We start from the raw sequence: 21,248 nt of genomic DNA, 5'->3' as shown, positions 1-21,248 counted from the left end.
GTAACAGGCCCGGATCCGAAACGGACGGACATCCTCGACCGATTCGACCGTGAGGTCACGAGACGGAGGAAGCGCATGCGGATCGAGCACGCCTCACCGGCGCCGGCGCTGCGGGCGTTCGTCGAGCGGTACTGGTGGGCTGAGGGCGAGGGTGGCGGGTTGCCGGCGGTGCTGCCCGGGACGGGGGCGGAGCTGTGGGTGCACTGGGGTGGTGGGGTGGAGCTGGCCGAGGCCCTGCCTGCTGCGCATCTGGTCTGTCTGCGGCGCGCGCGGTGGGAGCTGAGCGCGCCGGGGGCCGTCGGGTTGGTGGCGGTGCGGTTCAGGGCCGGGGCGCTGCGGCACTTCCTGCCCGTGGGCGTGGTGGAGGTGACCGACCGGGTGGTGAGTGCGGCGGAGTTGTGGGGGCCGGACGGGCGGCGGCTGGTCGAGGAGGTGGGGCTGGCGGGCGGTGCGGGGGCGCGGGTGGCCGTGCTCGACCGGTTCCTCACCGGGCTGCTCGCCCGACGGCCGCCCGTGGACCCGTGGGTGGACGCGGCGGTACAGCTGGTGTACCGCCGTCCCGGTGGGCTGCGGGTGGATCGGTTGGCGGAGCGGCTCGGCGTCGGGCCCCGGCGGCTGCAACGGGCCTTCCCCGCGGCGGTGGGGGTGGGCCCGAAGGAGTTCCAGCGGCTGGCCAGGTTCCAGCGGCTCACCCGTGCCCTGCTGCTGGCCGACCAACGCACGTACCTCCCCGAGGCGTTGGCGGCGGGCTACTACGACCAGAACCACTTCATCCGGGAGTTCCGCAGCTTCACCGGCCGGCGCCCGACCGCCGTACTGGGGCAGGGCCTGTCGCATTTCTACTATCCGCAGCTGCCCGCCCCTGGCCAGGCTGGGCCCTGACTCCGACGACCAAGTGGAAGGGCAGAGCGATGACGATGGTGGTGGCGGTCCTACAGGCCAGGGCCGGACAGGAGGAGGCCCTCGAGGAGGCCCTCTCCGAGGTAGCCGAACGCACCCGGGAGGAGCCGGGCGTCCTGACCTACACCGTCGGCCGCCAAGCGGGCGGCCGCTTCCTGGTCACCGAGCGCTATCTCGACCGGGAGGCCTGCGAGACCCACTTCGCGTCCTTCTACGTGACCGACCTGCTGGCCCGTTTCACCGAACTCCTGGCCGCCGAGCCCCAGGTCGACCTCAGCGAGGTGGTCACCGGCTTCGTCAGCTGAGCCCGCGGACGGGCAGGCCGGTCAGCTGGGTCCTTGGGCTCGGCCGCCGCCCACTGCCGGAAGCGGGCGAAGAGGTCCGCCGGGTCGAGCCCGCCGCACTCGACCAGCGACTGGCCGACCAGCACCGCCATCTGCGTGTCGTCGGTCGCCTCCCCCGGATCCCAGCCGCCGCCCCCGGCCGGCTCGCCGTGCCCGTCCGGGAAGCGCGCCGAGTACTGCCCTGCCGGCCCGAACTCGAACGGGGCGCCCAGGGCGTCCCCGACCGCCGAGCCGACCACGGCGCCGACCGCCCGCTCGCCTCGGTCCATCTGCCGTCACTCCCCCGTCGTGCCGTCGATGCACTCGCGGAGCAGGTCGGCGTGGCCGTTGTGGCGGGCGTACTCCTCGATCATGTGGGTGAGGAGGTAGCGGAGGGTGAAGACCTGGTCGCGCCAGTGGACGGGGGTGTCGAGGGAGTCGGCGGCGGCGACGATGGCGCGGGAGCGGTCGCACTCCTGGTGCCAGATGCGGAAGGCCTCGGCCGGGTCGGCCCCGTCCACGTCGAATTCGGCGAAGGAACCGGGCTCGGGGCCGGGCCAGTGGGCCGGGGCCGAGGCGCCGGCGATCACGTTGCGGAAGGCGCTGCGCTCGACCTCGGCGAGGTGGCGGACCAGGCCGAGCAAGGAGAGGCCGGAAGGGGCGACGGCCCGTTGCTTGAGCTGGGCCTCCGTCAGGCCGGCGCACTTCCAGGCGAGGGTGTCTCGCTGGTACTGGAGGAAGGCGGCGAGGGACTCGCGGTCGCCGGCCAGGCGGGGTGGTTCGGTGCGCTGGTCCGGTACGGCCTGATCCGGTACGGGCTGATGATCGTCCATCGGGTCATCCTGCCGGGGCCGGCCGGGGTGGGGCGAGCAGATTTCCGTCAGGCCGTGCGGCCGAGGGTGGCGAGGTAGGGGCGCCAGCCGCCGTAAGTGGTGATCTCCTGGTGGACGCCGCGGTCGAGTTCGCCGCGGGCGAGCAGCATGGAGAGGCAGGCGGTGCCGTCGGCGAGCTTGATGACGCCGAGTTCGAGCTCGGCGGGCTCGCCGGGGAGGATCACGTCGCGCAGGTGGTCGAGGGTGATGTCGTAGAGCTCGCCCTCGATGGCGGTGCTGACGGACGGGTCCGGGAGGAGGCCCGGGCAGACGTCGCGGATGGAGAAGAAGCGGTAGCCGGGGGCGGTGGTGACCGGGCCGATCAGGGCGTCGGCGACGGAGGCGTGGAACGGGCCGCCGACCATGGCCTGGCCGTTGAAGAAGATACGGGTCATCAGGGAGTGCTCCAGAGGGGGGGAAGGGGTGCGGCCGAGCGGGCGGACCCGCTCGGCCGCGACGTACGGACCGGAGCAATCGCCGCCGCCAGTGCTCCAGGACGGCAGACGGCGATCGCGGGCCGGACGGATAGGTTGGGTGTCAGCCCAGGAGGGCGAGCGCGGGCAGCGTCAGGAAGTCCGCGAAGTCCTCCGCGAGCGAGACCTGCTCGAACAGCTTGGCGGCCTCGGCCCAGCGCCCACCGGCGTATGCTTCGGCACCCAACTCGGCCCGCAGAGCGGCGAGTTCCTCGGCCACCAGCCGACGGACCAGCTCGGCGGTGGCCTTCTCGCCGGTGTCGGCGAGCACCACGCCGTTGTGGATCCACTGCCAGATCTGCGAGCGCGAGATCTCGGCGGTGGCGGCGTCCTCCATCATGTTGAAGATGCCGACGGCGCCCAGGCCGCGCAGCCAGGCCTCGATGTAGCGGACGCCCACCTGGACGGCGTTGTGCAGGCCGGCCTGGGTGCAGCTGCCGCCCGCGCCCGCGATGTCGAGCAGCTCGGCCGGGGTGACGGGTGTGGTCGGGCCCGGGTTGTCCTTCTGGTTCGGGCGCTCTCCCAGCACGGCGTCGAAGCAGGCGCGGGCGACCGGGACGAGGTCAGGGTGGGCGACCCAGGAGCCGTCGAAGCCGTTGCCGGCCTCGCGGTCCTTGTCGGTGCGCACCTTCTCGAAGGCGACGGCGTTGATCTCCGCGTCGCGCCGGGACGGGATGAAGGCGGCCATGCCGCCGATCGCGTGGGCGCCGCGCCTGTGGCAGGTCTGCACGAGCAGGCGGGTGTAGGCGGCCATGAACGGCGCGGCCATGGTGACGCTGTTGCGGTCCGGGAGGATGAAGGCCTCACCGGCGTCGCGGAAGTTCTTGACGATCGAGAAGAGGTAGTCCCAGCGGCCGGCGTTGAGGCCGGCGGCGTGGTCGCGCAGCTCGTAGAGGATCTCGTCCATCTCGAAGGCGGCGGTGATGGTCTCGATCAGCACGGTGGCCCGGATGGTGCCGTGCGGGATGCCGAGGGCGGCCTGGGCGTGGGTGAAGACCTCGTTCCAGAGGCGCGCCTCGAGGTGGCTCTCGGTCTTCGGGAGGTAGAAGTACGGGCCCGAGTTCGGGTCATCGGCGCCGCGGGCGAGCAGCCGGGCGGCGTTGTGGAAGAAGTAGAGGCCGAAGTCGAAGAAGGCGCCGGCCACCGGGACGCCGTCGACCAGCAGGTGGTTCTCGTCCAGGTGCCAGCCGCGGGGGCGGACCACCACGGTGGCCAGCTCGGCGGCCGGCTTCAACACGTACGACTTGCCGGCCGAGGTGGTGAAGTCGATCCGGCCCTCGTAGGCGTCGATCAGGTTGACCTGGCCACTGACCACGTTCTCCCAGGTGGGGGCGGTGGCGTCCTCGAAGTCGGCGAGCCAGACCTTGGCGCCGGAGTTGAGCGCGTTGATGACCATCTTGCGGTCGGTGGGGCCGGTGATCTCCACCCGGCGGTCCTGCAGAGCGCGCGGCGCCTCGGCCACCTTCCAGTCGCCGGCCCGCACGGCGGCGGTCTCGGGCAGGAAGTCGAGGGTGCCGGCGGCCGCGATCTCGGCGCGCCGGGTCTTTCGTCGGGCCAGGAGCTCCTGCCGGCGGCCTTCGAAGGCGCGGTGCAGACCCACGACGAAGGCGACCGCCTCCGGGGTGAGCACCTCCTCGGCGCGGGGGACGCGCGGACCGGCGACAGTGACGACCGGCGCAGCGGCGGAAGCGGCGTCAGGTCCCTGATCTGTAGCCATGGGCAGGACACTCCTTGGACGGTTCGAGCCAGCGAAGGCAGCTCCGGTGGGAACTTCCTTGATCCGAACCCACCTACTGGCGGGTTCTGTTCTGTAAGGTGGAGACTAGTTTCCGCGATACAGAATTTCAACGGTTTGTTGAGAGTGATCGCTGGGACTGTACTCCTCCCCCGACAGTGAAGGGAACGCCGGTGTCCAGCACCTCCGGAACCCCAGGCACCGACCGCGCCACCGGCGGCGTCCAGTCCGTCGAGCGCGCCTTCCTGCTGCTCGAGGCGCTGGCCGACTCGGCCGGGGTCGCCACCCTGAGCGAGCTCTCCACCGTCTCGGGCCTGCCGATGCCGACCATCCACCGTCTGATCCGTACCCTCGTGCAGCAGGGGTATGTCCGCCAGGACACCGCCCGGCGGTACACCCTGGGCCCCCGGCTGATCCGGCTGGGCGAGACCTCGGGCCGGCTGCTGGGCAGTTGGGCCCGGCCGTACCTGGCCGAGCTGATGGAGGCCACCGGGGAGACGGCCAACCTCGCGGTGCTGGAGGGCGGCGAGGTGGTCTACGTCGGGCAGGTGCAGTCGCGCCGCTCGATGCGGATGTTCACCGAGGTCGGCCGCCGGGTGCAGCCGCACTGCACCGGGGTCGGCAAGGCGCTGCTGGCCCAGCTGCCGGAGGAGGAGGCCCGCGCGGTGCTCGGCACCCAGCCGCTCCAGTCGCACACCCCCTACACCGTCACCGACCCGGACGCGCTCTTCGCCCAGCTGGCCGTGGCCCGCGAGCGCGGGTACGTGGTGGACGACCAGGAGCAGGAGATCGGGGTGCGCTGCATCGCCGTCGCGGTGCCGGGCGCGCCGACCCCGACCGCCCTCTCGGTCTCCGGCCCGGAGGCCCGGATCCAGGCCCTGGAGGAGCAGTCCGGCAGCGCCGGGCTGGTCGCCGTGATGCGGCACATCGCGACCAGACTCGGTCAGGTCCTGGCCCCCTGAGGCCGGGCCGGGCGGCTACGAGATCATCAGGGCGCCGGTCTGGGTGGCCGTCACCTGGTAGACGGACAGCTGCGGCTCCGCGCCCACGTCCCGGAAGAGCTTGGGCGCGGCGGCCAGCTTCGGGTTCGCCCGAACGGCCTCCAGCGCCGCCTTGTCCCGCCAGAGGCTCTGGATCCGCCACGCCCCGTCCGCGCCGCGCAGCAGCTCGGTGCGGACCAGGCCGTCCGGCAGCGGGCCCGCGATCAGCTCCCGGTAGGAGGTGACCAGTTCGGCCTCGCGGTCGTTCGGCACCACCGCGCTGACCTCGCTCAACACCTGTCCGCCCATGTCGCCCACCTCCACCGGTCCACGGAAAAAACCGGACACGAACCAGCCTACGCCGCTACACTGGGTAGTCGATCGGGTGCTGGAAGTGAAAGGTGAACGGCATGGTCCGTCTGGCGATGGCGGCAGCGGCGGCGCTGGCCCTGGCGGCGCTCGGCGCCGGCCCTGCGGGGGCGCAGGCGCTGCCCTCGAACTCCGACCTCCAAGTGGTCAGGATCGATCCTGATGCGGTGGCCCCCGGCGGGCAGACGGTGGTGCACGCCTTCGTCGCCAACGACGGGCCGGCCACCACGGCCTCCCCGTTCACGCTGGAGGTGGAGGTGCCGGCCGGGTTCACCCTGCTGCCCCCGACCTTCCCGGCCGGCTGCACCACCACCCCGCTCCTGGTGAGCTGCACCTTCGGGCCAGGCCTCGCCCAGGGCCGCACCGCCACCGCCCTCGTCCCGGTGGAGGCGGGTGCGAGCGTGCCCCCGGGCACGGTGACCCAAGGGCACGTCCGGGTGATCAGCGCGGACGACCGGCACCCCGGCAACAACACCACGCCGTTCACCCTGCGGGTGAGCTGACGGTCAGCGGTAGACCCGCACGTAGTCGGCGGCCATGGTCAGCGGCGCCGAGCCGGACGGGCCGGGGTGGTACTCCCCGGCCCCGACGGAGAGGTTGAGGTTGAGGTAGGCCGACCAGTCGGCGCCCACCCCGGTCTGGTCCGAGAAGACCTTGACCCCGTTGACGTACCAGTCCACCGAGTTGGCGCCGTAGTAGGTGCCGACGGTGACCCACTGGTCCTTGGCGATGGCGCTGGCGTCGGTGTAGTACTTCTGGCCGGACTTCACGTGGTTGGTGAGCTCCAGCAGGTTCGGGTTGTCGGGGTGGTACTCGAAGGAGTCGATCTCCCCGTTGCCGTTCTTCCAGGTCCAGAGCGCGGGCCAGGCGCCGAGGCCGTCGGAGAGCTTGACCCGGGTCTCGGCGTAGTCGCCGGTCTTCACCTGGAAGCCCTCGGTCGAGCCCTCGGTGGTGAGGAAGCCGGTGTCCCAGGCCTGCCTGCCGTTCTCCAGGGTGTGGCTGGAGGGGGTGGCGGTGAAGGTGGCCACGCCGCCGGCCACGCTCACGTTGTTCGGCGCCAGCCAGTCGAGCTTGTTGTCGTCCGGGTTGTGGTTGCCGTAGCGGTAGGCGCTGGTCTTGTCGCCGACCCAGCGCGAGCCCCAGCCGATCGGGCCGTTGAACTCGTCCGACCAGGTCAGCTGCTTGCCCGGGACGGGCGAGCCGGTGGACGGCGTGGGGGTCGGGCTGGGGGTGGGCGTGGGCGCGGGAGCCGGGGTGGGCGTCGGGGTGGGCGTGGGGGTCGGGGCCACGGTGGCGCCCGACACGGTGAGGGTGCGGGCGGGCAGGTTGTGCCAGCCGCCGGACAGGTCCTGCCAGAAGCCGAACTCGGTGTAGCTGCCGGCCGGGAGGGCGCGGGCGCCGGTGGTGATCGAGACTCCGCCGGGGCAGATCCGCACGTTCGAGGCGGAGCCGGGGAAGTCCAGGTTCTGGCCGGCGGCGTCGCGGACGCCGACGCCGAGGGTCTTGGCGGTGAAGCAGGAGGTGGAGTGCACCGTCAGCGAGGCGGTGCCGGCCCGGCCCGCCGTCAGCGCGGTCGGGGTCAGCCGGTCCGGGGAGACGCCGACGGCGGCCTGGGCCTGGCCGGCCAGCGGGACGGCCACGAGGGCGGCGGTGCCGGCCACGGCGGCCAAGCGGGCAGGGGTGATGGATATGCGCATGGTGGTCAGCCCTGTGAACGCCTGCGAGGTGAGCTGTCGGGTTCGGGCACACGGGTAGCCCGGCCGCGTGTGGGAGCGGCTTCACCCCTAGCCGGCCCGGCGGCGCCCGCTGGCAGCGGGGCAGGGGGATACGGCGACTTACCTGGTTCCCCCGCTCCCGCCCGCTCTTCTCTGTGCTCGGGTACCGGCCGTCGGGTGGGTGGGATTCGGCGTCCCGGCGGCAGGGTCCGCTGGAGGCGGACGACCTGTGAAAGGTACGCAGCTCGTCGGAGCCCGGCCAAGGAGTTCGATGGCGAAGCGACGCACCTCACACCGCCGGTTCGGATAAGTTGGTGGCCTGCGTCCGACCACACCGGCGCAGGCCGCCACCGCCCGAGACGGAGACACCCCGCAGATGACCGCGCCCCTGCCCGGCTTCGCCGGACACACCTACCTGTTCCAGGTCGACAACGGCGCGGCCTTCCGCAACGCCTACTCCGCCGACGGCACCCGGCTCCGCTGGGAGGGCCTCGGCGAGTCGGCCGGCCAGTGGGAGGACGTGGCGCTGCACGTGGCCCAGGTCGGCCCCGAGCTGTACTTCGTCAGCTGGACGGAGGCGGGCGGCATCACGGTGAGCCACCTGATGGACCTGAACGAGATGACGGTGCGCGCGTTCTGGACGTACGAGGGCGAGGGCGGCCGGGTCGGCGAGCTGCACACCGGCAAGCTGGAGCAGCTGGCCTGACGGGCCGTCGGGCCCGGAGCGGCCCTGGTGCGGTGATCACCGGTTCGGGCAGAGTGCTGCCCATGATCGGAGAACTGCACGTCGTCACCGTCGACTGCCCCGACCCGGCCGCGCTGGCCGGGTTCTACCGCGAGCTGCTCGGGCTGGCCCCGACCGTGGACACCGGCCAGTACGTGGTGCTGGCCGACCCGGCGGGCCGGGCCGTGCTCGCGCTCCAGCAGGTGCCCGAGTACCACCCGCCGCGCTGGCCGGAGGCGGCCCACCCGGCCCAGCTGCACCTGGATGTCCTGGTGCCCGACCTGGACGTGGCCGAGCCGAAGGTGCTCGCCCTGGGTGCCACCCTGCTGGACGGCTCGGACAAGCCGGTCGGCTACCGGGTCTACGCCGACCCGGTCGGCCACCCGTTCTGCCTGGTCACACCCGAGAGCCTCTGAACCCCCGCACGCCTGAGCGCCGCCCTTCGACCTGCCGTCGATGGGCGGCGCTTCTTCGTTGACCGGGGTCAAGACTGCGGGTTCGTGCCCCGGGGTCAGGGCTTCAGGCCGGCGGTGAGTTCGCGCAGGCAGCGGGCCGCGAGGGCGGCGGCCTCGGCGGCCGGGGCCTCGGAGGCGGCCCAGGTCTCCAGGGCGACGCGCATGGCGGTGTTGGCGGCGGCCGCCGCGAGGCGGGCCTCCAGCGGGTCGGCGCCGGTGCGCGGGGCGAGCACCGGGATCAGGGCCAGCTCGGAGGCGTGGTGGACGCGGTGCCAGACGGCCAGCAGATCGGGGGCGTCCGCCATCACCCGGAGCAGCCCGCGCACCCAGTCCAGCGCCTCGGCCGGGCGGCCGGGGGCCGGGGTGAGAGCCCGCCCGGCGGCCTGCTCCAGCGCCTCGGTGAGGCCAGACTCGGCCGGGGCGGCGGCGAGTTCCTCGATCCAGTCCCGCACGCCCGCCGAGAGCAGCGGGGCGACGGCGTCCTCCTTGGTGCGGAAGTACCGGTAGAAGGTGCGCAGCGAGATCCCGGCCGCCCGGGCGATGTCCTCGGCGGTGGTCGCCTCGGGGCCGTGTTCGGCGAAGAGCATCGCGGCCGCGAGCGCGATCTCCTGCTGGGTGGCGGCCTTGCGGCGCTCGGTCAGGGAGGGGCGCTGGGTGGTCTCTGGCACGACTGCAGTCTAACCGTCAGATCGACGCCCGGTGCAGAAGTGGCACGACGTGTCATTCAGGCGTACGGTGCAGGAGCGGCAGCAATCCGCCCCAGCCGCACAGAACCTGCAGGAGAGCACCATGAACCGCTTCGAGGGCCGCCGCGTACTGATCACCGGCGCGGGCTCGGGCATCGGCCAGGCCACCGTGCGCCGGATCCTCGCCGAGGGCGGCCGGGTGGTCGGCGTGGACGTGGCCGAGGCCGGGCTGACCGCGACGGCGAAGCTGGCGGCCGAGGACGGCACCGCCGAGCGGCTGACCACCGCCGTGCTGGACATCGCTGAGGAGGCCGCCGTGGTCGCCGGGGTGGCCGAGGCCGTGCGGGTGCTCGGCGGGCTGGACGCGGTGGTCAACGCCGCCGGCATCCTGCGCTCCGCGCACACCGAGCGGACCACCCTGGAGTTCTGGAACCGGGTGCTGACGGTCAACCTGACCGGCACCTTCCTGGTCACCCGCGAGGCGCTGCCCGCGCTGCTCGCGTCGGGCCGCGGCGTGGTGGTCAACTTCAGCTCCACCTCGGCCACCTTCGCCCACCCGTACATGGCGGCCTACGCGGCCAGCAAGGGCGGCATCCAGTCCTTCACCCACGCGATCGCGCTGGAGTACGCCGCGCAGGGCCTGCGTGCGGTCTCGGTCGCCCCCGGCTCGATCAGCAGCGGCATGACGGACGCCTCCGGCGCCAGCGGCCAGAACCGCGGCCCGGGCATCCCCGAGGACGCCGACATGTCCCTCTTCGCCAAGCTCAGCCCGGCCCTCAAGCCGGCCGACAGCGCCTACGGCTTCGCCGGCCCGGAGGCCGTGGCGGGCGTGGTGGCGATGCTGGCCTCCGAGGACGGCGCCTTCGTCACCGGCACCGAGATCCGGATCGACGGCGGCACCCACGCCTGAGCGGCTACGGAGCCGCCCGGTACGCTGGCCGCCGATCGACGGGGGGCGGCGGATGACCGGGAAGAACGCGAAGCGGAAGAGCGGGGCGCGGGACCGGACCAAGACCGGCCCGACGCCCCGGCGGGGCGGCAAGCCGCCCCGGGTGCCCGGGCGGCTCGGGCCGCTGACCTTCCTGCTGGCGCTGCTCTTCGGGGGCGTGCTGGTGATCGGCGCCTGGCAGTGGACCCCCGGCAACCTCGACCACCTGGCCGCCACGGCCGGCTGGTCCGGTGCCGAGGGCACCCTGCGGGTGACCGACTGCCAGCCGCACAAGAGCCCCAAGGGCGCGGTGAGTTACACCTGCTCGGGCCCGGTGGAGCCGGCCTCGGCGGCGCCGGGGGCGGTCCGCGGGGTGGTCTGGATCGGCGGCGAGCGCGACGACCTGCGCGGGCGCACGGTGGCGGTGGACTGCCCGGCCGCCGGGGACGACTGCGTGCGCACCGGCAGCCACGCGCTGGTCGGCGCGGTGGCCCTGGTCTACGTGATGATCGGCCTCTACGCCGTGGGCGTGGGCGCCCCGCTCGGGGCCGCCTACCACCGCTGGCCCGGGGCCTTCGGCTGGTTCGCCCGCCGCCGGGTCGGCCTGCGCAAGGCGGCGGGCTGGACGGCCGCCGGGGTCGGCGCGGCGATGGTGGCCCTGCTGATCCTGGCCGCCGCCCTGGGCTGACCACGCTGCCGGGCCGGCCCTGCGGCGTCCGCCCGCCCGGTCCTCACCCGGCGGACTCGGCGGCCACGGCGACCTTGGCAGCCTCGCCGGCCCACTCCGAGCGCAACAGCCCGAACAGCACCCGGTCCTGCCACTCCCCCGCCACCAGCGCGTCCGAGCGGCGGCGGCCCTCCTCCCGGAAGCCGAGCCGGCGGAAGGTCCGCTGGGCCCGCTCGTTGCCGGCCCAGGTGTCGAGTTCGAGCCGGTGCAGGCCCATGGTGGTGAAGAGGTGGCCGACCAGGAGTCCGAGCGCCTCCGTGCCGTGGCCCCGGCCCCAGTGCGGGCGGTCGCCGATGGTGATGCCCAGGGTGGCCCGGGTGACCAGCGGGTCGATGTCCCGGTAGTCGACGAGGCCGATCGGCTGCCCGGTGGCCGTGCTCTCGACCGTCAGCACCCCGGCCTGGTGCGGGACCAGACGGAGCTTGGCCGCGAAGGCGATCTCCAACGCCTCCCGGGTGACCGGCCCGAAGAACGGGTCGCCACCGGTGGCCCAGTGCACCACCTCGGGGTCGTTGCGCCAGGCCAGGTGCTGTTCGAGGTCCTCGGGACGCAGGGCGCGCAGCCGGACCAGGGTGCCGTTGATCATGAGCTTGAGGATACGGACGCTCGTCAACCGCGTTTCCCGGCACCGAACGGGCCGCCCGCACCCGCCGTCGGGGCTTCACCGAACCGGTGCATACTTAGCCCCCGGTGGGAGCCGCCGGGCACGTGCTGGGAGCCGGGGTGCAACCGGAACGGCCGTGCGGAGCGTACCTACCGGGTGAACGGCCCGGGGTGTCCCGCCGGTCGGTGGTGCGGGCCCGGGGCCCGGTGGACGTACGGGAGCTGTGGGCATGGGGCTGACCAGTCACAAGGTGCTCGCCCTGGCGGTGCTGGTGGCCGCTGCGGTGATGGTGGGGACGGTCTGGGTCTGGCCCAGGCTGGCCGGGCGCACCTGGAGGGCCGTGCTCGGCCGGATCGGCACCCTGCTCGGCACCCAGCTGGCGGTGATCTGCGCGCTCGGCCTGGTGGCCAACAACTACTTCACCTTCTACAGCAGTTGGGACGACCTGCTGGGCACCGGCGACCAGGGCCAGGTCAGCGTCCAGTCCAAGGCGGTGGGCGGCCGGCCGGCCGTCGGCGCGGACGCCCCGGGAGCGGCGGCCAAGGGCGCCGCCGTGCAGGAGCTAGGGCGCGAGCCGGTGCAGGGCGGCGGGGCGCTGGGGCGTGACCCGAAGCAGGCCGGCGAGATCCGGGTGGTACGGATCGGCGGCCCGAGCACCGGGCTGAGCACCGACGGGTACGTCTACCTGCCGCCGCAGTACTTCCAGCCGGAGTACGCGGGCCGCAAGTTCCCGGCCGCGATCGTGATGACCGGCTTCCCCGGGGACGCCAAGAACCTGCTCACCCGGCTCAACTACCCCGGCGCCTCGCTGCAGTTGATGCAGTCCGGCAAGATGCAGCCGACCGTGCTGGTGCTGATGCGGCCCTCCCCGGCGATGCCCGCCGACACCGAGTGCGAGGACATCCCGCAGGGCGCGCAGTCGGACACGTACTTCAGCAAGGACGTGCCGAAGGTGATCGAGGGCTCCTACCGGGTCTCCCCCGACCCGCACGCCTGGGGCGTGGTGGGCAACTCCACCGGCGGGTACTGCGCGCTCAAGCTGGCCATGCGCCACCCGGACGCCTTCGGCACCGCCGTCTCGATCTCCGGGTACTACAAGGCCGCCGAGGACGCCACCACCGGCGACCTGTTCAAGGGCAGCCAGCAGCGGCGCTCCGACGCCGACCTGATGTGGCGGCTGAAGAACCTGCCCGCCCCGAAGGTCGCGGTGATGCTCTCCGGCTCTGACGAGGGGGACGGCAACTACAAGCACGACACCGATCTCTTCGAGGCGGCGATCCAGGCCCCGATGACCGTCTCCACGGCCGAGGTGCCGACCGGCGGGCACAACTTCCAGACCTGGACGCGGCTGCTGCCGCCCTCGCTGGAGTTCCTCTCCCAGCACCTGGCCCTCCCGCCCGCCGGAGCCTGAGCCGCACCCCGGAGGTCTCAGCTGCGCCAGAAGACGGTGGAGCTGACCTGCCGGTCGAAGTTCAGGTGGCTCACCTTGTCGCCGTTCTCCTCCCGCCCGTTCAGGTCGTCCATGGCGGGGAGCCGGCGGCGCACCTGCTGGTCCATCCGGACGGCGGCACCGTGCTCGGCGTGCTCGGCGTAGAGGTAGGCGCGGGCGTTGCGGTTGTTCGCGTTCATGTACGCCGAACGGGCTACGTCGTCCCCGCCGGAGGCGGCCAGGCTGTCCACCTTGCCCTCGCCGATCACCCAGATCCGGGCATCGGCGGAGCCGTTGTAGTCGGGGTTCTCGTACAGGCAGAGGTAGTCGGCCGGGCAGGCCTCGAGGCCGTGCCCGCGGACCACCTTCACGCTCGTGGTGGCCGCCTCGGCGGGGGCCGGGCCGGCCAGCACCGAGGCGGCGGCCAGGCCGAGCAGCGCGATCTTCTTGCTCACAGCAGGAGTGCTCATGCCCGACTGAACGAGCCCGCCCGGCTCAGGACACTGGGCTTCAGGGCGCCGGCAACGGCACCACGGCGACCGGGCAGTGCGCGTGGTGCAGCACCGCGTGCACCGCGCCGCCGAGCCGCAGGCCGAAGTGCGGGGCCGGGGCGTGCCGGGCGATCACCAGCAGGGCGGCGTTGCGCGACTCCTCGACCAGTACGGCCGGGGCGGCGCCGGTCAGCTGGTCGGCGGTGAGCTCGGTGTCGGGGTATTCGGGCTGGACGGCCTCCACCGTGCGGCGCAGCAGCTGCTCGTGCAGGGCGGTCTCCTCGCCGAGCTCGTCCACCATCGGCGCCATCCGGCCGAGGTCGGCGACGGCCGCGTGCCAGGTGTGCAGGGCCCGCACCGGCAGGCCGAGCAGCTCGGCCTCGCGCAGGGCGAAGCGCAGCGCCACCGTGTCCCGCTCGTCCCGGATGGCGACCAGCAGGTGGTCGGCCAGCCGCTCGGGCTGCACCTCGCGGACCACCACGGTCGGGCAGGCGGCGTGCGCGGTGACCCGCAGGCTGACCGAGCCGAGCAGCAGCGAGGCGAAGCCGCCGTGGCCCCGGGTGCCGAGCACGGCCAGTTCGGCGTGCTCGGCGGCGTTGAGCACGGCGGGCGCGGCGTCCCGGGGCACCACGTCGCCGGTGATCCGCAGGCTCGGGTGGGCGCCGATCAGCAGGTCGAGCTGCTCGTCGAGCACGGCCTGGGCGTTCTTGAGCACCAGGTCGGTGACGGCCGCCCCGGCCCGGGGCGAGAGGGTGACGGTGCCGGTGTTGACGGCGTGCACCAGGTGGAGCGAGCAGCCGCGCCGCTCGGCCTCCCGGGCGGCCCATTCGGCCGCCTGCGCCGCCGGGGCCGAACCGTCGACGCCGACGACCACGCCGGCGGGGGACTTACCGTTCATGACCGCTCCTGAGGGGTGGGTCTCCCCTCCAGGATGCGCCGCGCACGGCCGTGCGGGCCCCCGGAGCACTCCGGGGGCCCGCACGGTCACGCTCCGTCGCCCGGTCAGGCCTTGGCGGCCTTGGAGGTCTCCCACTCGGCGAGGTAGTCGTCGAAGATGGTCTTCAGGTGGTGGCCGATCTTGAGGTAGTCCAGGTCGTCCAGGTTGGCCAGCGAGACCCGCACCGACCACTCGGGGCCGTCGAACCCGCCGCCGTTGAGCAGCACCACCCCGGTCTGCTCGGCGAGGCGGAACAGCGGCTCGGTCGGCTCGTAGGTCTTCACCAGGTACTCGGCGAACTCCGGCCCGGCCACCCGCTCGGCCTCGGCCTGGAGGTCGAGCTCGATGTAGTAGCCGGCCCGCTTCTCGTCCTCGGAGATCTTCATCCCCGAGCCCTCGAGCAGCAGCGCGAGGCGCCGGTGCACGATCTCCTGCACCTTGGCCTTGTACGCCTTGCCCTCGGGCAGCAGGGCGAAGAGCGAGAACAGGCCCATCTGCACCTGCTGCGGCAGGCTCAGCCCGGCGGTGTGGTTGAGCGCCACCTGCCGGGAGTCGGCCACCAGCCGGTCGACGAAGCGCAGCTTCTCGGGCTCCAGGGTGATCGAGCCGTACCGGCGGGCCAGGCGCTGCTTCTCCTCGGCGGGCAGCTTCGCCAGCATCTCGTCGATCACGTTCTCCTGCTGGAGGCCGATCACGCCGAGCCGGTGGCCGGTGCAGCCGTAGTGCTTGGAGTAGGAGTAGACCAGCAGGGTGTTGCGCGGCAGGTCGGCGGCGATGGTGCGGAAGCCGTTGACGAAGGTGCCGTAGACGTCGTCGGTGACGATCATCAGGTTGGGGTTCTTGGTGGCGACGATCTGCTTGATCTGGTCGGCCACCCGCTGGGAGAGCGCGAGCGAGGGCGGGTTGCTCGGGTTGACCAGGCAGACCAGCTTGACCGCCGGGTCCTCCAGCTTGGCCACCTCCTCGGTCGGGTAGCGCCACTCGCGCACCCCGGTCTCGGCGAAGCTGCTGGCCTCGATGTTGACCACGTCGAACCCGAAGGTGTCCAGCTCGGCGATCTCGATGTACGGGGTGAAGACCGGCACCATCAGGGCGATCTTGTCGCCCTTGTGCAGGATGCCGTTCTTCATCAACGAGTCGAAGATGTAGCACATCGCGGCGGTGCCGCCCTCGGTGGCGAACAGGTCGAGCCGCCCGGCCGGCGGCCGGCCGTCCATCAGCTCCTCCTGGAGGTAGCCGCGCACCACGGCCTCGGTGCAGCGCAGCATCCGGTCCGGCACCGGGTAGTTGTCGCCGATGATCGAGTCGGCCAGCTCGTGGATCCAGGTGTCCCGGTCGAAGCCGAACCGCTCCACCGCCAGGTCGATGCTCGCGGTGAGCAGCTCGATGCCGGGCAGCTCGGGGTGGCTGCGGGCGAACCGGTCGTACCGCTCGGCGATGCCCTGCTGCTCGGGCATCCCGCCCAGGTTGTCGGCCGTCCAGACCCGGCGGCTCTCCTGGAGCGCGAAGTGGCCGAGCGCCAGGTACGCCTCGCGCGGGCCGGTGGCGATCCAGTTCGGGTTGCCCCGGCCCGCGTTGAGCAGGTGGGAGCTGGACTTGCCCTTCTGCCCGGGCTGGTCGGCCTGGTACTCCTCGGCGAGCTTGATGAACTCGCCCTTGAGCTCGAAGGGGCTCAGCTGGCCCAGGCGGCGGATCTCGTCACGGCTGATCGAGGGCTTGCTCATGGGACGTCAACTCTCCTTTTAAGCCTGGTGGTCACTAGCCGAGCAGGGCGACGATGATGGCGCCCCAGATCGTCAGCAGGACGTTGCCCGCCGCGTACGGGATGGTGTAACCGAGGGTGGGGATCTGGGACTTGGCCTCTTCGTTGATCGCGCCGATCGCCGCGGTGGTGGTCTGGGCGCCGGCCACCACGCCCATCAGGATCGGGGTGCGGATCCTGAACACGTAGTGGCCGACCAGGATGCCGACGATCAGCGGGACCACGGTGGCCACCGCACCCCAGAGCAGCAGGCCCCAACCCGCCTGGGAGAGACCGCTGGTGAAGCCCGGGCCGGCGTTGACCCCGACGATCGCCACGAAGGCGCAGAGGCCGAAGGTGTCCATGAACCACTGGGCGCCCGGCGGCACGTTGCCGTAGGTGGGGTACTTGCCCCGGATCCAGCCGAAGACCAGGCCCATGATCAGCGCGCCGCCGGAGGTGGAGAGGCTGATCGGCACCCCGCCCGCGGTGAGCGCCGGGATGCCGATGCAGCCGCCGAGGAAGATGCCCAGGCCCACCCAGACCATGTCGGTGGCGAAGCTGGTCGGCACCGTCTTGCCGAGCGCCTTGGCGGCCGGGTCGACCAGCCGCTTGGGGCCGGTCAGCACCAGGGTGTCGCCGCGCTCCAGCCGGGTGGAGAGCCGGTAGGGGAACTCCGCGCCCGAGCGGTACACCTTGTCGACGAACACCCCGACCATGAACGGCTCGCGCCGCACCTCGGCGATGGTCTTGCCCAGCTGCGCCTGCTCCGAGCAGACCACGCTCAGGTGCTCGGTCTGGTAGCCGAGCAGCCCGGCGTCGTCCTGCTCAGGCCCGATGTGGGCGACCGGGTCGAAGTCGACCAGGTCGTGGCGCAGGGCGCTGACCGCCACGGTGTCGCCGCGCTCGATCACGGTCTGCTGGCTGTGGTCGAGGATCGCCCCGTCCCGGCGCACCCGGGTCACGTAGATCCGGCGGCCGAGCTCCTTCTGCTGCGCCTCGATGTCGTCGATGGTGCGGCCCACGAAGCCGTTGACGGCGCTGAAGGCGCGCAGCACCACCTCGTAGTAGCCCTCGGAGAGGTCGGGGTTGTCCTCGGGGGCGTCCAGTTCGATCGCCAGCTGCTTGCTGTCGGCGGCCAGGTCGCTCTTGAGCAGCCGGGGCGCGATGTTGGCCAGCAGGATCGCGCAGAGGATGGTGCCGAGCGGGTAGGTGACGGCGTAGCCGATCGGCACCAGGTTCTGCTCGGCGGTGATCTGGTCGGGGCTCAGGCCCTGGATGTTGGCGATCGCGTCCTGGGCGACACCGATCACGGCCGACTGGGTGAGCGCCCCGCCGAGCAGGCCGGCGCCCAGGCCGGGCCCGTAGCCGAGCATCTTGTCGAAGGCGTAGCAGATGCCGAGGCCGGTGACGCAGACCGCGACGGCCACCCCGACCTGCGGCAGCCCGTCCTTCTTGAGGCCGCGGAAGAACTGCGGGCCGACCTTGTAGCCCAGGGCGAACAGGAACATGATGAAGAAGACCGACTTCACCGTGCCGTTGATGGTCACGTCGGTGACCCAGCCGGTGAACAGCCCGGCGATCAGACAGCCCGTCACCGCCCCCAGCCCGATGGCCTTGTAGCGGACCTTCCCGACCAGGAAGCCGATCGAGATGGTCAGGAAGATCAGCAGTTCCGGGTAGGGCTTGAAGACGTGGGCGGTGATCCAATCCATGCGGGTCCTCGCGAAGGCGTCAAGGTGGTCAGGACAGGCCGAGGATGCCGACCAGCACGGGGCCGGTCAGCGGGAGCAGGAAGTTCGAGATGGTGTACGTGATCGTGTAGCCGAGCATCGGCACGCTGGACTGCGCGACGTTGCCGATCGCGGTGATCGCGGGGGTCGAGCACTGCTGCCCGGCGATCGCGCCGATCAGGATCGGCGGCTCGATCTTCAGCAGCTTGCGGCCCACCACGAGCGAGAGCATCGCGGGCACGACCACCATCAGGATGCCCGCGGAGGGCAGCAGCACCGGGTACTGCTTGAGCAGCGGCCCGGCGTCGGGGCCAGCCGCCATGCCGGTGACGGCGATGAACATCGACAGGCCCAGGTCCTTGGCGGTCTGCGCGGCCACCGGCGGGTAGGCGCCGAAGGTGGGGCGCTGGGCGCGCAGCCAGCCGAAGACCAGGCCGGCGATCAGGCAGCCGCCGCCGGTGCCGAGCGCGAGGTTGACGCTGCCCGCGTGGACGGTGACCATGCCCAGCAGCACGCCCAGGCAGATGCCGAGGCTGATGTAGATGTAGTCGGCGCTGTCCTGCCGGACGCTCGCGCCCACCTTGGCGGCGAACTTCTCCACCTTGCTGCGGGCGCCGACCACGGTGAGGGTGTCGCCCTGGTGCAGCTCCGTCTCGCCGACGGCCGGCAGGTGGTGGTCCACCCGCTGGATGTCGGTGAGGAAGACCCCGTTGACGCTCTCCGGCTCCCCGGCCCGCAGGGCGGCGACGGTCTTGCCGCTGACCGCCTTGTTGGTGACGACCACCTCGCGCACCGCCAGCGGGCTGTCCAGCCCCGGCTCCCCGGAGGTCTCCGGCCCGAGCTCGTGCCCGGTGTCGCGCACCGCGTCCCGGGCCCCGACCACCAGCACCCGGTCGCCCCGGCGCAGCCGCAGCTCCGGCCCCACGGTGAGCACCTGCTCGCCGCGCTTGACCCCTTCGACCGCCACCAGCAGCCCGGAGTCCGCCTCCAGCTGCTTGACGCTGCTGCCCTCGCCCTGCGAGACCAGGTAGGTGCGGCCGACCAGCGCGGGCAGCGAGGCCTGCTCGTCGGCGGCCAGGCTCGCGTCGGCGCCGCGCATCCGCTCCCAGATCGTCCGGGAGGCGTCGGCCAGGTTGATCCGCATCATCAGCGGCATGATCTGGCTGGTCAGCATGACGATGGTGACCAGGCCGAACAGGTAGCAGACCGAGTACGCGGTGGCCACGTGCGCCTGGAGCTGGGTGGACTGGTCCGGGGTGATCCCGGCCAGCTTGGTGATCGCCTCCTGGGCGGTGCCGACCACGGCCGATTCGGTGGCCGCCCCCGCCAGGATCCCGGAGGCGGTGCCCACGTCCAGGTCGAAGCCCTTCGCGAAGCCCAGCGCCAGGCCGATCACCACCCCGGCCTCCATCACCGAGAGCACCCCGAACCGGAGCCCCTTGGCGTTGAGGTTGGCGAAGAACTGCGGCCCGGCGATGTAGCCCAGCGAGAAGATGAAGAGCGCGAAGGCCACGTTCTTCACGTCGCTGTTGACCGAGACGTGCTGAGCGCCGATCAGCATCGAGACGATCAGCGTGCCGCAGATCCCGCCGAGCTGGATCGGCCCGACCCGCAGCTTGCCGATCAGGTACCCGAGCGCCAGGCAGGCGAACAGGGCGAGGACGGCGTTCTCCCGTAGCAGGCTCACCGGCGGCACCGCCTGACCGGGCGTTCGGAGCACAGAGGTCTGATCATGTGTCCGATTAGACCGTACTAATCGTCATATGTCCGCTTTTGACACTCGAACATCCGCCGGGCGGAGCGCCGCTAACCGGCGGTCGGCCCGCAGGTCTGGTCCTGCGCGGGGAGGCGGCCCGTGGTCAGGTACCGGGTGATGTCGCCATCGGCGCAGGAGGGGCCGGAGACCAGGACGCCGTGGCCCTCGCCGCCCTCCACCGTGACCATCCGGGCACCGTGCAGGGCCCGCCTCATGCCCTGGGCCGCGGCCAGGGGCGTCCTCGGGTCCCACTCGTTCTGCACGATCAGCGCGCCGACCCGGCTGTCCACCACGGTGGCCGGCTCGATCGCCTTCTGCCAGAACGCGCAGGGCTGGATCCCGGCCACCAGGTCGCCGGCCAGCGGGCGCGCCACCCGGTCGCGGATCGCGTCCCGGCGGTACTGCTCGGGGTCGCGCGGCCAGCTCCGGGTGTCACCGCACATGACGGCCCAGGCCATGGCGACGGCGTTGTCGGCCGGCACCTCCGCCGCCTCCTTCGCTTTGGTGGATTCCGCTGCCGCACCGGGCTCGGCCGCCGCCCCGGGCACGGCAGGCTCGGCCGGCGCGGGCGGGCCGCCGACGGCCGCCGCCTTCAGGGCGGCGATCCACGGGGTGACGGTCTCCACGTACACGAAGGCGGCGTACTGCTCCCGGATCGCGTCGCCGCTCAGCGCCTGGCCGGTGGTCGGCACCGGCTTGCGGTCGGCGGCGGCGATCAGGCCCCAGAACGTCCGCCGGACCTCGGCCGGGGTGGCACCCAGCCCGTACGCGGCGTTCCGCGCCGCGGCCCACTCCGTCCACCGGGTGAAGGCGAGCTCGGCCCCCGCCGACCACCCCCGGAAGGCCCCGCGCCAGGCCAGTGCGGGGTCCACCGCGCTGTCCAGTACGAACCGGTCCGTGCGCTCGGGGAAGAGCTGGGTGTAGACCGCGCCGAGATAGGTGCCGTAGGAGAACCCGTAGTACGAGATCCTCCGCTCCCCCAGCGCCGCCCGGACGAGGTCCATGTCCCGCGCGGTGTTGCGGGTGGTGAGGTACGGCAGCACGTCCCCCGCCTTCTCCCGGCACTTGTCCGCCACCGAACGGGCCCGGGCCACGTCCTGACCGAAGGTCACCGGCGAGTACGGGTGCAGGACGGTCTGCTCGTCGGCCGTCAGCCCGCAGCCGATCGGCGCGCTCCGCCCGACCCCGCGCGGGTCGAACCCGACCAGGTCGTACTGCTCCCGCACCTGCGCCGGGAGCAGCGGCGCCAGCTCCACCGGCAGGCTCAGCCCCGGCGTGCCGGGACCGCCGGGGTTCGTCAGCAGCACCCCGTGCCGCTGCTGCGGCCGCTCCGCCTTGACCCGCGATATCGCGATGTCGATCTGTCGATCCCCGGGGTGACTGTAATCCAGCGGCACCTTGACCTTCGCGCACTCGAACCCCGTCGGCTGGCCCGCCTCACACCGCTCCCACCGCAGCTGCTGCCGCTCGTACGGCCGGAGCGGATCCGCCGCCGCGAAGGCCGTCGCCGGAGTCAGCCCGGCCAGCAGGGCGGCGGCGGCCGTGGTCAGCACGGGGATCGTTCGTCGGTTGCGCAGCGTCATGGCAGGCCCTCCGGGGCAGGATGGTCGGGTCCGGGATTGCCTCCAGTCTCCGATCCGCCCACCCCGCACCCTGTACGACGCGGGGAC

Annotated in this window: 22 protein-coding genes, 1 pseudogene and 1 riboswitch; of the genes and pseudogenes, 9 read left to right on the top strand and 14 right to left on the bottom strand. The window is 72.5% G+C overall.

Annotated features, from left to right (window positions below; all coding sequences use genetic code 11):
* Positions 1–75 precede the first annotated feature (75 nt).
* Positions 76–882, top strand: coding sequence for a helix-turn-helix domain-containing protein (locus CFP65_RS31780; protein ID WP_158702453.1), 807 nt, complete (start codon positions 76–78; stop codon positions 880–882).
* Positions 883–911: 29 nt separating this feature from the next.
* Positions 912–1,205, top strand: coding sequence for a putative quinol monooxygenase (locus CFP65_RS31775; RefSeq protein WP_104819414.1), 294 nt, complete (start codon positions 912–914; stop codon positions 1,203–1,205).
* Positions 1,206–1,234: 29 nt separating this feature from the next.
* On the opposite strand, the pseudogene CFP65_RS31770 reads toward CFP65_RS31775, so the two are convergent.
* From CFP65_RS31770 to aceB, 4 genes and pseudogenes are all read right to left on the bottom strand, one after another.
* Positions 1,235–1,513: pseudogene (locus CFP65_RS31770) on the bottom strand (ADP-ribosylglycohydrolase family protein); the annotation flags it as partial.
* A gap of 6 nt (positions 1,514–1,519) precedes the next feature.
* On the bottom strand, positions 1,520–2,056 hold the full coding sequence (locus CFP65_RS31765; protein ID WP_104819413.1) for a DinB family protein: 537 nt from the start codon (positions 2,054–2,056) through the stop codon (positions 1,520–1,522).
* Between the two features lie 47 nt (positions 2,057–2,103).
* Entirely contained in the window at positions 2,104–2,490 is a 387-nt protein-coding gene (locus CFP65_RS31760; RefSeq protein ID WP_104819412.1) for a gamma-glutamylcyclotransferase, read from the bottom strand.
* A 142-nt stretch (positions 2,491–2,632) separates the two neighbouring features.
* Positions 2,633–4,285: a malate synthase A gene (aceB, locus tag CFP65_RS31755; RefSeq protein WP_104819411.1), complete on the bottom strand. Its 1,653-nt coding sequence runs from the start codon at positions 4,283–4,285 to the stop codon at positions 2,633–2,635.
* A 191-nt stretch (positions 4,286–4,476) separates the two neighbouring features.
* Here aceB and CFP65_RS31750 point away from each other — a divergent pair, with 191 nt between their 5' ends.
* The gene (locus CFP65_RS31750; RefSeq protein WP_158702452.1) at positions 4,477–5,265 is read left to right on the top strand and encodes an IclR family transcriptional regulator; all 789 of its coding nucleotides are present in this window, start codon (positions 4,477–4,479) and stop codon (positions 5,263–5,265) included.
* A 15-nt stretch (positions 5,266–5,280) separates the two neighbouring features.
* On the opposite strand, the gene CFP65_RS31745 is transcribed toward CFP65_RS31750, so the two are convergent.
* Positions 5,281–5,592: a hypothetical protein gene (locus CFP65_RS31745; RefSeq protein WP_104819409.1), complete on the bottom strand. Its 312-nt coding sequence runs from the start codon at positions 5,590–5,592 to the stop codon at positions 5,281–5,283.
* A 101-nt stretch (positions 5,593–5,693) separates the two neighbouring features.
* On the opposite strand from CFP65_RS31745, the gene CFP65_RS31740 reads away from it, so the two are divergent.
* On the top strand, positions 5,694–6,155 hold the full coding sequence (locus tag CFP65_RS31740) for a hypothetical protein (RefSeq protein ID WP_158702451.1): 462 nt from the start codon (positions 5,694–5,696) through the stop codon (positions 6,153–6,155).
* Between the two features lie 3 nt (positions 6,156–6,158).
* Here CFP65_RS31740 and CFP65_RS41410 read toward each other — a convergent pair whose 3' ends face one another.
* The gene (locus CFP65_RS41410) at positions 6,159–7,349 is read right to left on the bottom strand and encodes a glycoside hydrolase family 16 protein (protein ID WP_104819407.1); all 1,191 of its coding nucleotides are present in this window, start codon (positions 7,347–7,349) and stop codon (positions 6,159–6,161) included.
* A 2-nt stretch (positions 7,350–7,351) separates the two neighbouring features.
* Positions 7,352–7,495: riboswitch (cyclic di-AMP (ydaO/yuaA leader) on the bottom strand.
* Positions 7,496–7,743: 248 nt separating this feature from the next.
* On the opposite strand from CFP65_RS41410, the gene CFP65_RS31730 reads away from it, so the two are divergent.
* Positions 7,744–8,073 carry an adenylate cyclase gene (locus CFP65_RS31730; RefSeq protein ID WP_104819406.1) on the top strand — a complete coding sequence of 110 codons (330 nt, stop codon included), beginning with the start codon at positions 7,744–7,746 and terminating at the stop codon, positions 8,071–8,073.
* 62 nt (positions 8,074–8,135) lie between these two features.
* The gene (locus CFP65_RS31725) at positions 8,136–8,507 is read left to right on the top strand and encodes a VOC family protein (RefSeq protein WP_104821269.1); all 372 of its coding nucleotides are present in this window, start codon (positions 8,136–8,138) and stop codon (positions 8,505–8,507) included.
* Between the two features lie 95 nt (positions 8,508–8,602).
* Here the strand turns inward: CFP65_RS31725 and CFP65_RS31720 are convergent, their stop codons facing one another.
* Complete coding sequence (locus CFP65_RS31720; protein WP_254552668.1) at positions 8,603–9,214, bottom strand: TetR/AcrR family transcriptional regulator; 612 nt, start codon at positions 9,212–9,214, stop codon at positions 8,603–8,605.
* A 121-nt stretch (positions 9,215–9,335) separates the two neighbouring features.
* Between CFP65_RS31720 and CFP65_RS31715 the strand changes: the two genes are divergently transcribed.
* Together CFP65_RS31715 and CFP65_RS31710 are read left to right on the top strand one after the other, a co-directional pair.
* Positions 9,336–10,142: an SDR family NAD(P)-dependent oxidoreductase gene (locus tag CFP65_RS31715; protein WP_104819405.1), complete on the top strand. Its 807-nt coding sequence runs from the start codon at positions 9,336–9,338 to the stop codon at positions 10,140–10,142.
* A 52-nt stretch (positions 10,143–10,194) separates the two neighbouring features.
* Positions 10,195–10,848 carry a hypothetical protein gene (locus CFP65_RS31710; RefSeq protein ID WP_104819404.1) on the top strand — a complete coding sequence of 218 codons (654 nt, stop codon included), beginning with the start codon at positions 10,195–10,197 and terminating at the stop codon, positions 10,846–10,848.
* A 43-nt stretch (positions 10,849–10,891) separates the two neighbouring features.
* On the opposite strand, the gene CFP65_RS31705 is transcribed toward CFP65_RS31710, so the two are convergent.
* Positions 10,892–11,473 (bottom strand): GNAT family N-acetyltransferase, encoded by a 582-nt coding sequence (locus tag CFP65_RS31705; RefSeq protein WP_104819403.1) that lies wholly within the window; start codon positions 11,471–11,473, stop codon positions 10,892–10,894.
* Between the two features lie 247 nt (positions 11,474–11,720).
* Between CFP65_RS31705 and CFP65_RS31700 the strand changes: the two genes are divergently transcribed.
* A complete protein-coding gene (locus CFP65_RS31700) occupies positions 11,721–12,902 on the top strand; it encodes an esterase family protein (protein WP_104819402.1) in 1,182 nt (393 codons plus the stop codon).
* 17 nt (positions 12,903–12,919) lie between these two features.
* On the opposite strand, the gene CFP65_RS31695 is transcribed toward CFP65_RS31700, so the two are convergent.
* From CFP65_RS31695 to CFP65_RS31670, 6 genes are all read right to left on the bottom strand, one after another.
* A complete protein-coding gene (locus tag CFP65_RS31695; RefSeq protein WP_104819401.1) occupies positions 12,920–13,375 on the bottom strand; it encodes a peptidase inhibitor family I36 protein in 456 nt (151 codons plus the stop codon).
* Positions 13,376–13,430: 55 nt separating this feature from the next.
* Positions 13,431–14,309 (bottom strand): universal stress protein, encoded by an 879-nt coding sequence (locus CFP65_RS31690; RefSeq protein WP_104819400.1) that lies wholly within the window; start codon positions 14,307–14,309, stop codon positions 13,431–13,433.
* 104 nt (positions 14,310–14,413) lie between these two features.
* Positions 14,414–16,072, bottom strand: coding sequence for a bifunctional aspartate transaminase/aspartate 4-decarboxylase (locus CFP65_RS31685; RefSeq protein ID WP_104819399.1), 1,659 nt, complete (start codon positions 16,070–16,072; stop codon positions 14,414–14,416).
* Between the two features lie 34 nt (positions 16,073–16,106).
* Positions 16,107–17,804 carry an aspartate-alanine antiporter gene (gene aspT, locus CFP65_RS31680; protein ID WP_104819398.1) on the bottom strand — a complete coding sequence of 566 codons (1,698 nt, stop codon included), beginning with the start codon at positions 17,802–17,804 and terminating at the stop codon, positions 16,107–16,109.
* A gap of 28 nt (positions 17,805–17,832) precedes the next feature.
* Positions 17,833–19,509 (bottom strand): aspartate-alanine antiporter, encoded by a 1,677-nt coding sequence (aspT, locus tag CFP65_RS31675; RefSeq protein ID WP_104821267.1) that lies wholly within the window; start codon positions 19,507–19,509, stop codon positions 17,833–17,835.
* Positions 19,510–19,628: 119 nt separating this feature from the next.
* The gene (locus CFP65_RS31670; protein WP_104819397.1) at positions 19,629–21,161 is read right to left on the bottom strand and encodes an alpha/beta hydrolase; all 1,533 of its coding nucleotides are present in this window, start codon (positions 21,159–21,161) and stop codon (positions 19,629–19,631) included.
* Positions 21,162–21,248 lie beyond the last annotated feature (87 nt).

The organism is Kitasatospora sp. MMS16-BH015 (assembly GCF_002943525.1).
Lineage (GTDB): Bacteria > Actinomycetota > Actinomycetes > Streptomycetales > Streptomycetaceae > Kitasatospora.
This window is presented reverse-complemented; position numbering and strand designations above follow the sequence as displayed.

Bases quoted from the DNA above. Each gene is read 5' to 3' on its own strand.
- CFP65_RS31740 (WP_158702451.1), top strand. From the start codon at position 5,694: ATGGTCCGTCTGGCGATGGCGGCAGCGGCGGCGCTGGCCCTGGCGGCG.
- aceB (WP_104819411.1), bottom strand. From the start codon at position 4,285: ATGGCTACAGATCAGGGACCTGACGCCGCTTCCGCCGCTGCGCCGGTC.
- CFP65_RS31730 (WP_104819406.1), top strand. From the start codon at position 7,744: ATGACCGCGCCCCTGCCCGGCTTCGCCGGACACACCTACCTGTTCCAG.
- aspT (WP_104819398.1), bottom strand. From the start codon at position 17,804: ATGGATTGGATCACCGCCCACGTCTTCAAGCCCTACCCGGAACTGCTG.
- CFP65_RS31670 (WP_104819397.1), bottom strand. From the start codon at position 21,161: ATGACGCTGCGCAACCGACGAACGATCCCCGTGCTGACCACGGCCGCC.
- CFP65_RS31775 (WP_104819414.1), top strand. From the start codon at position 912: ATGACGATGGTGGTGGCGGTCCTACAGGCCAGGGCCGGACAGGAGGAG.
- CFP65_RS31715 (WP_104819405.1), top strand. From the start codon at position 9,336: ATGAACCGCTTCGAGGGCCGCCGCGTACTGATCACCGGCGCGGGCTCG.
- CFP65_RS31700 (WP_104819402.1), top strand. From the start codon at position 11,721: ATGGGGCTGACCAGTCACAAGGTGCTCGCCCTGGCGGTGCTGGTGGCC.
- CFP65_RS31705 (WP_104819403.1), bottom strand. From the start codon at position 11,473: ATGATCAACGGCACCCTGGTCCGGCTGCGCGCCCTGCGTCCCGAGGAC.
- CFP65_RS31685 (WP_104819399.1), bottom strand. From the start codon at position 16,072: ATGAGCAAGCCCTCGATCAGCCGTGACGAGATCCGCCGCCTGGGCCAG.
- CFP65_RS31765 (WP_104819413.1), bottom strand. From the start codon at position 2,056: ATGGACGATCATCAGCCCGTACCGGATCAGGCCGTACCGGACCAGCGC.
- CFP65_RS31745 (WP_104819409.1), bottom strand. From the start codon at position 5,592: ATGGGCGGACAGGTGTTGAGCGAGGTCAGCGCGGTGGTGCCGAACGAC.
- CFP65_RS31690 (WP_104819400.1), bottom strand. From the start codon at position 14,309: ATGAACGGTAAGTCCCCCGCCGGCGTGGTCGTCGGCGTCGACGGTTCG.
- CFP65_RS31760 (WP_104819412.1), bottom strand. From the start codon at position 2,490: ATGACCCGTATCTTCTTCAACGGCCAGGCCATGGTCGGCGGCCCGTTC.
- CFP65_RS41410 (WP_104819407.1), bottom strand. From the start codon at position 7,349: ATGCGCATATCCATCACCCCTGCCCGCTTGGCCGCCGTGGCCGGCACC.
- CFP65_RS31780 (WP_158702453.1), top strand. From the start codon at position 76: ATGCGGATCGAGCACGCCTCACCGGCGCCGGCGCTGCGGGCGTTCGTC.
- CFP65_RS31710 (WP_104819404.1), top strand. From the start codon at position 10,195: ATGACCGGGAAGAACGCGAAGCGGAAGAGCGGGGCGCGGGACCGGACC.
- CFP65_RS31725 (WP_104821269.1), top strand. From the start codon at position 8,136: ATGATCGGAGAACTGCACGTCGTCACCGTCGACTGCCCCGACCCGGCC.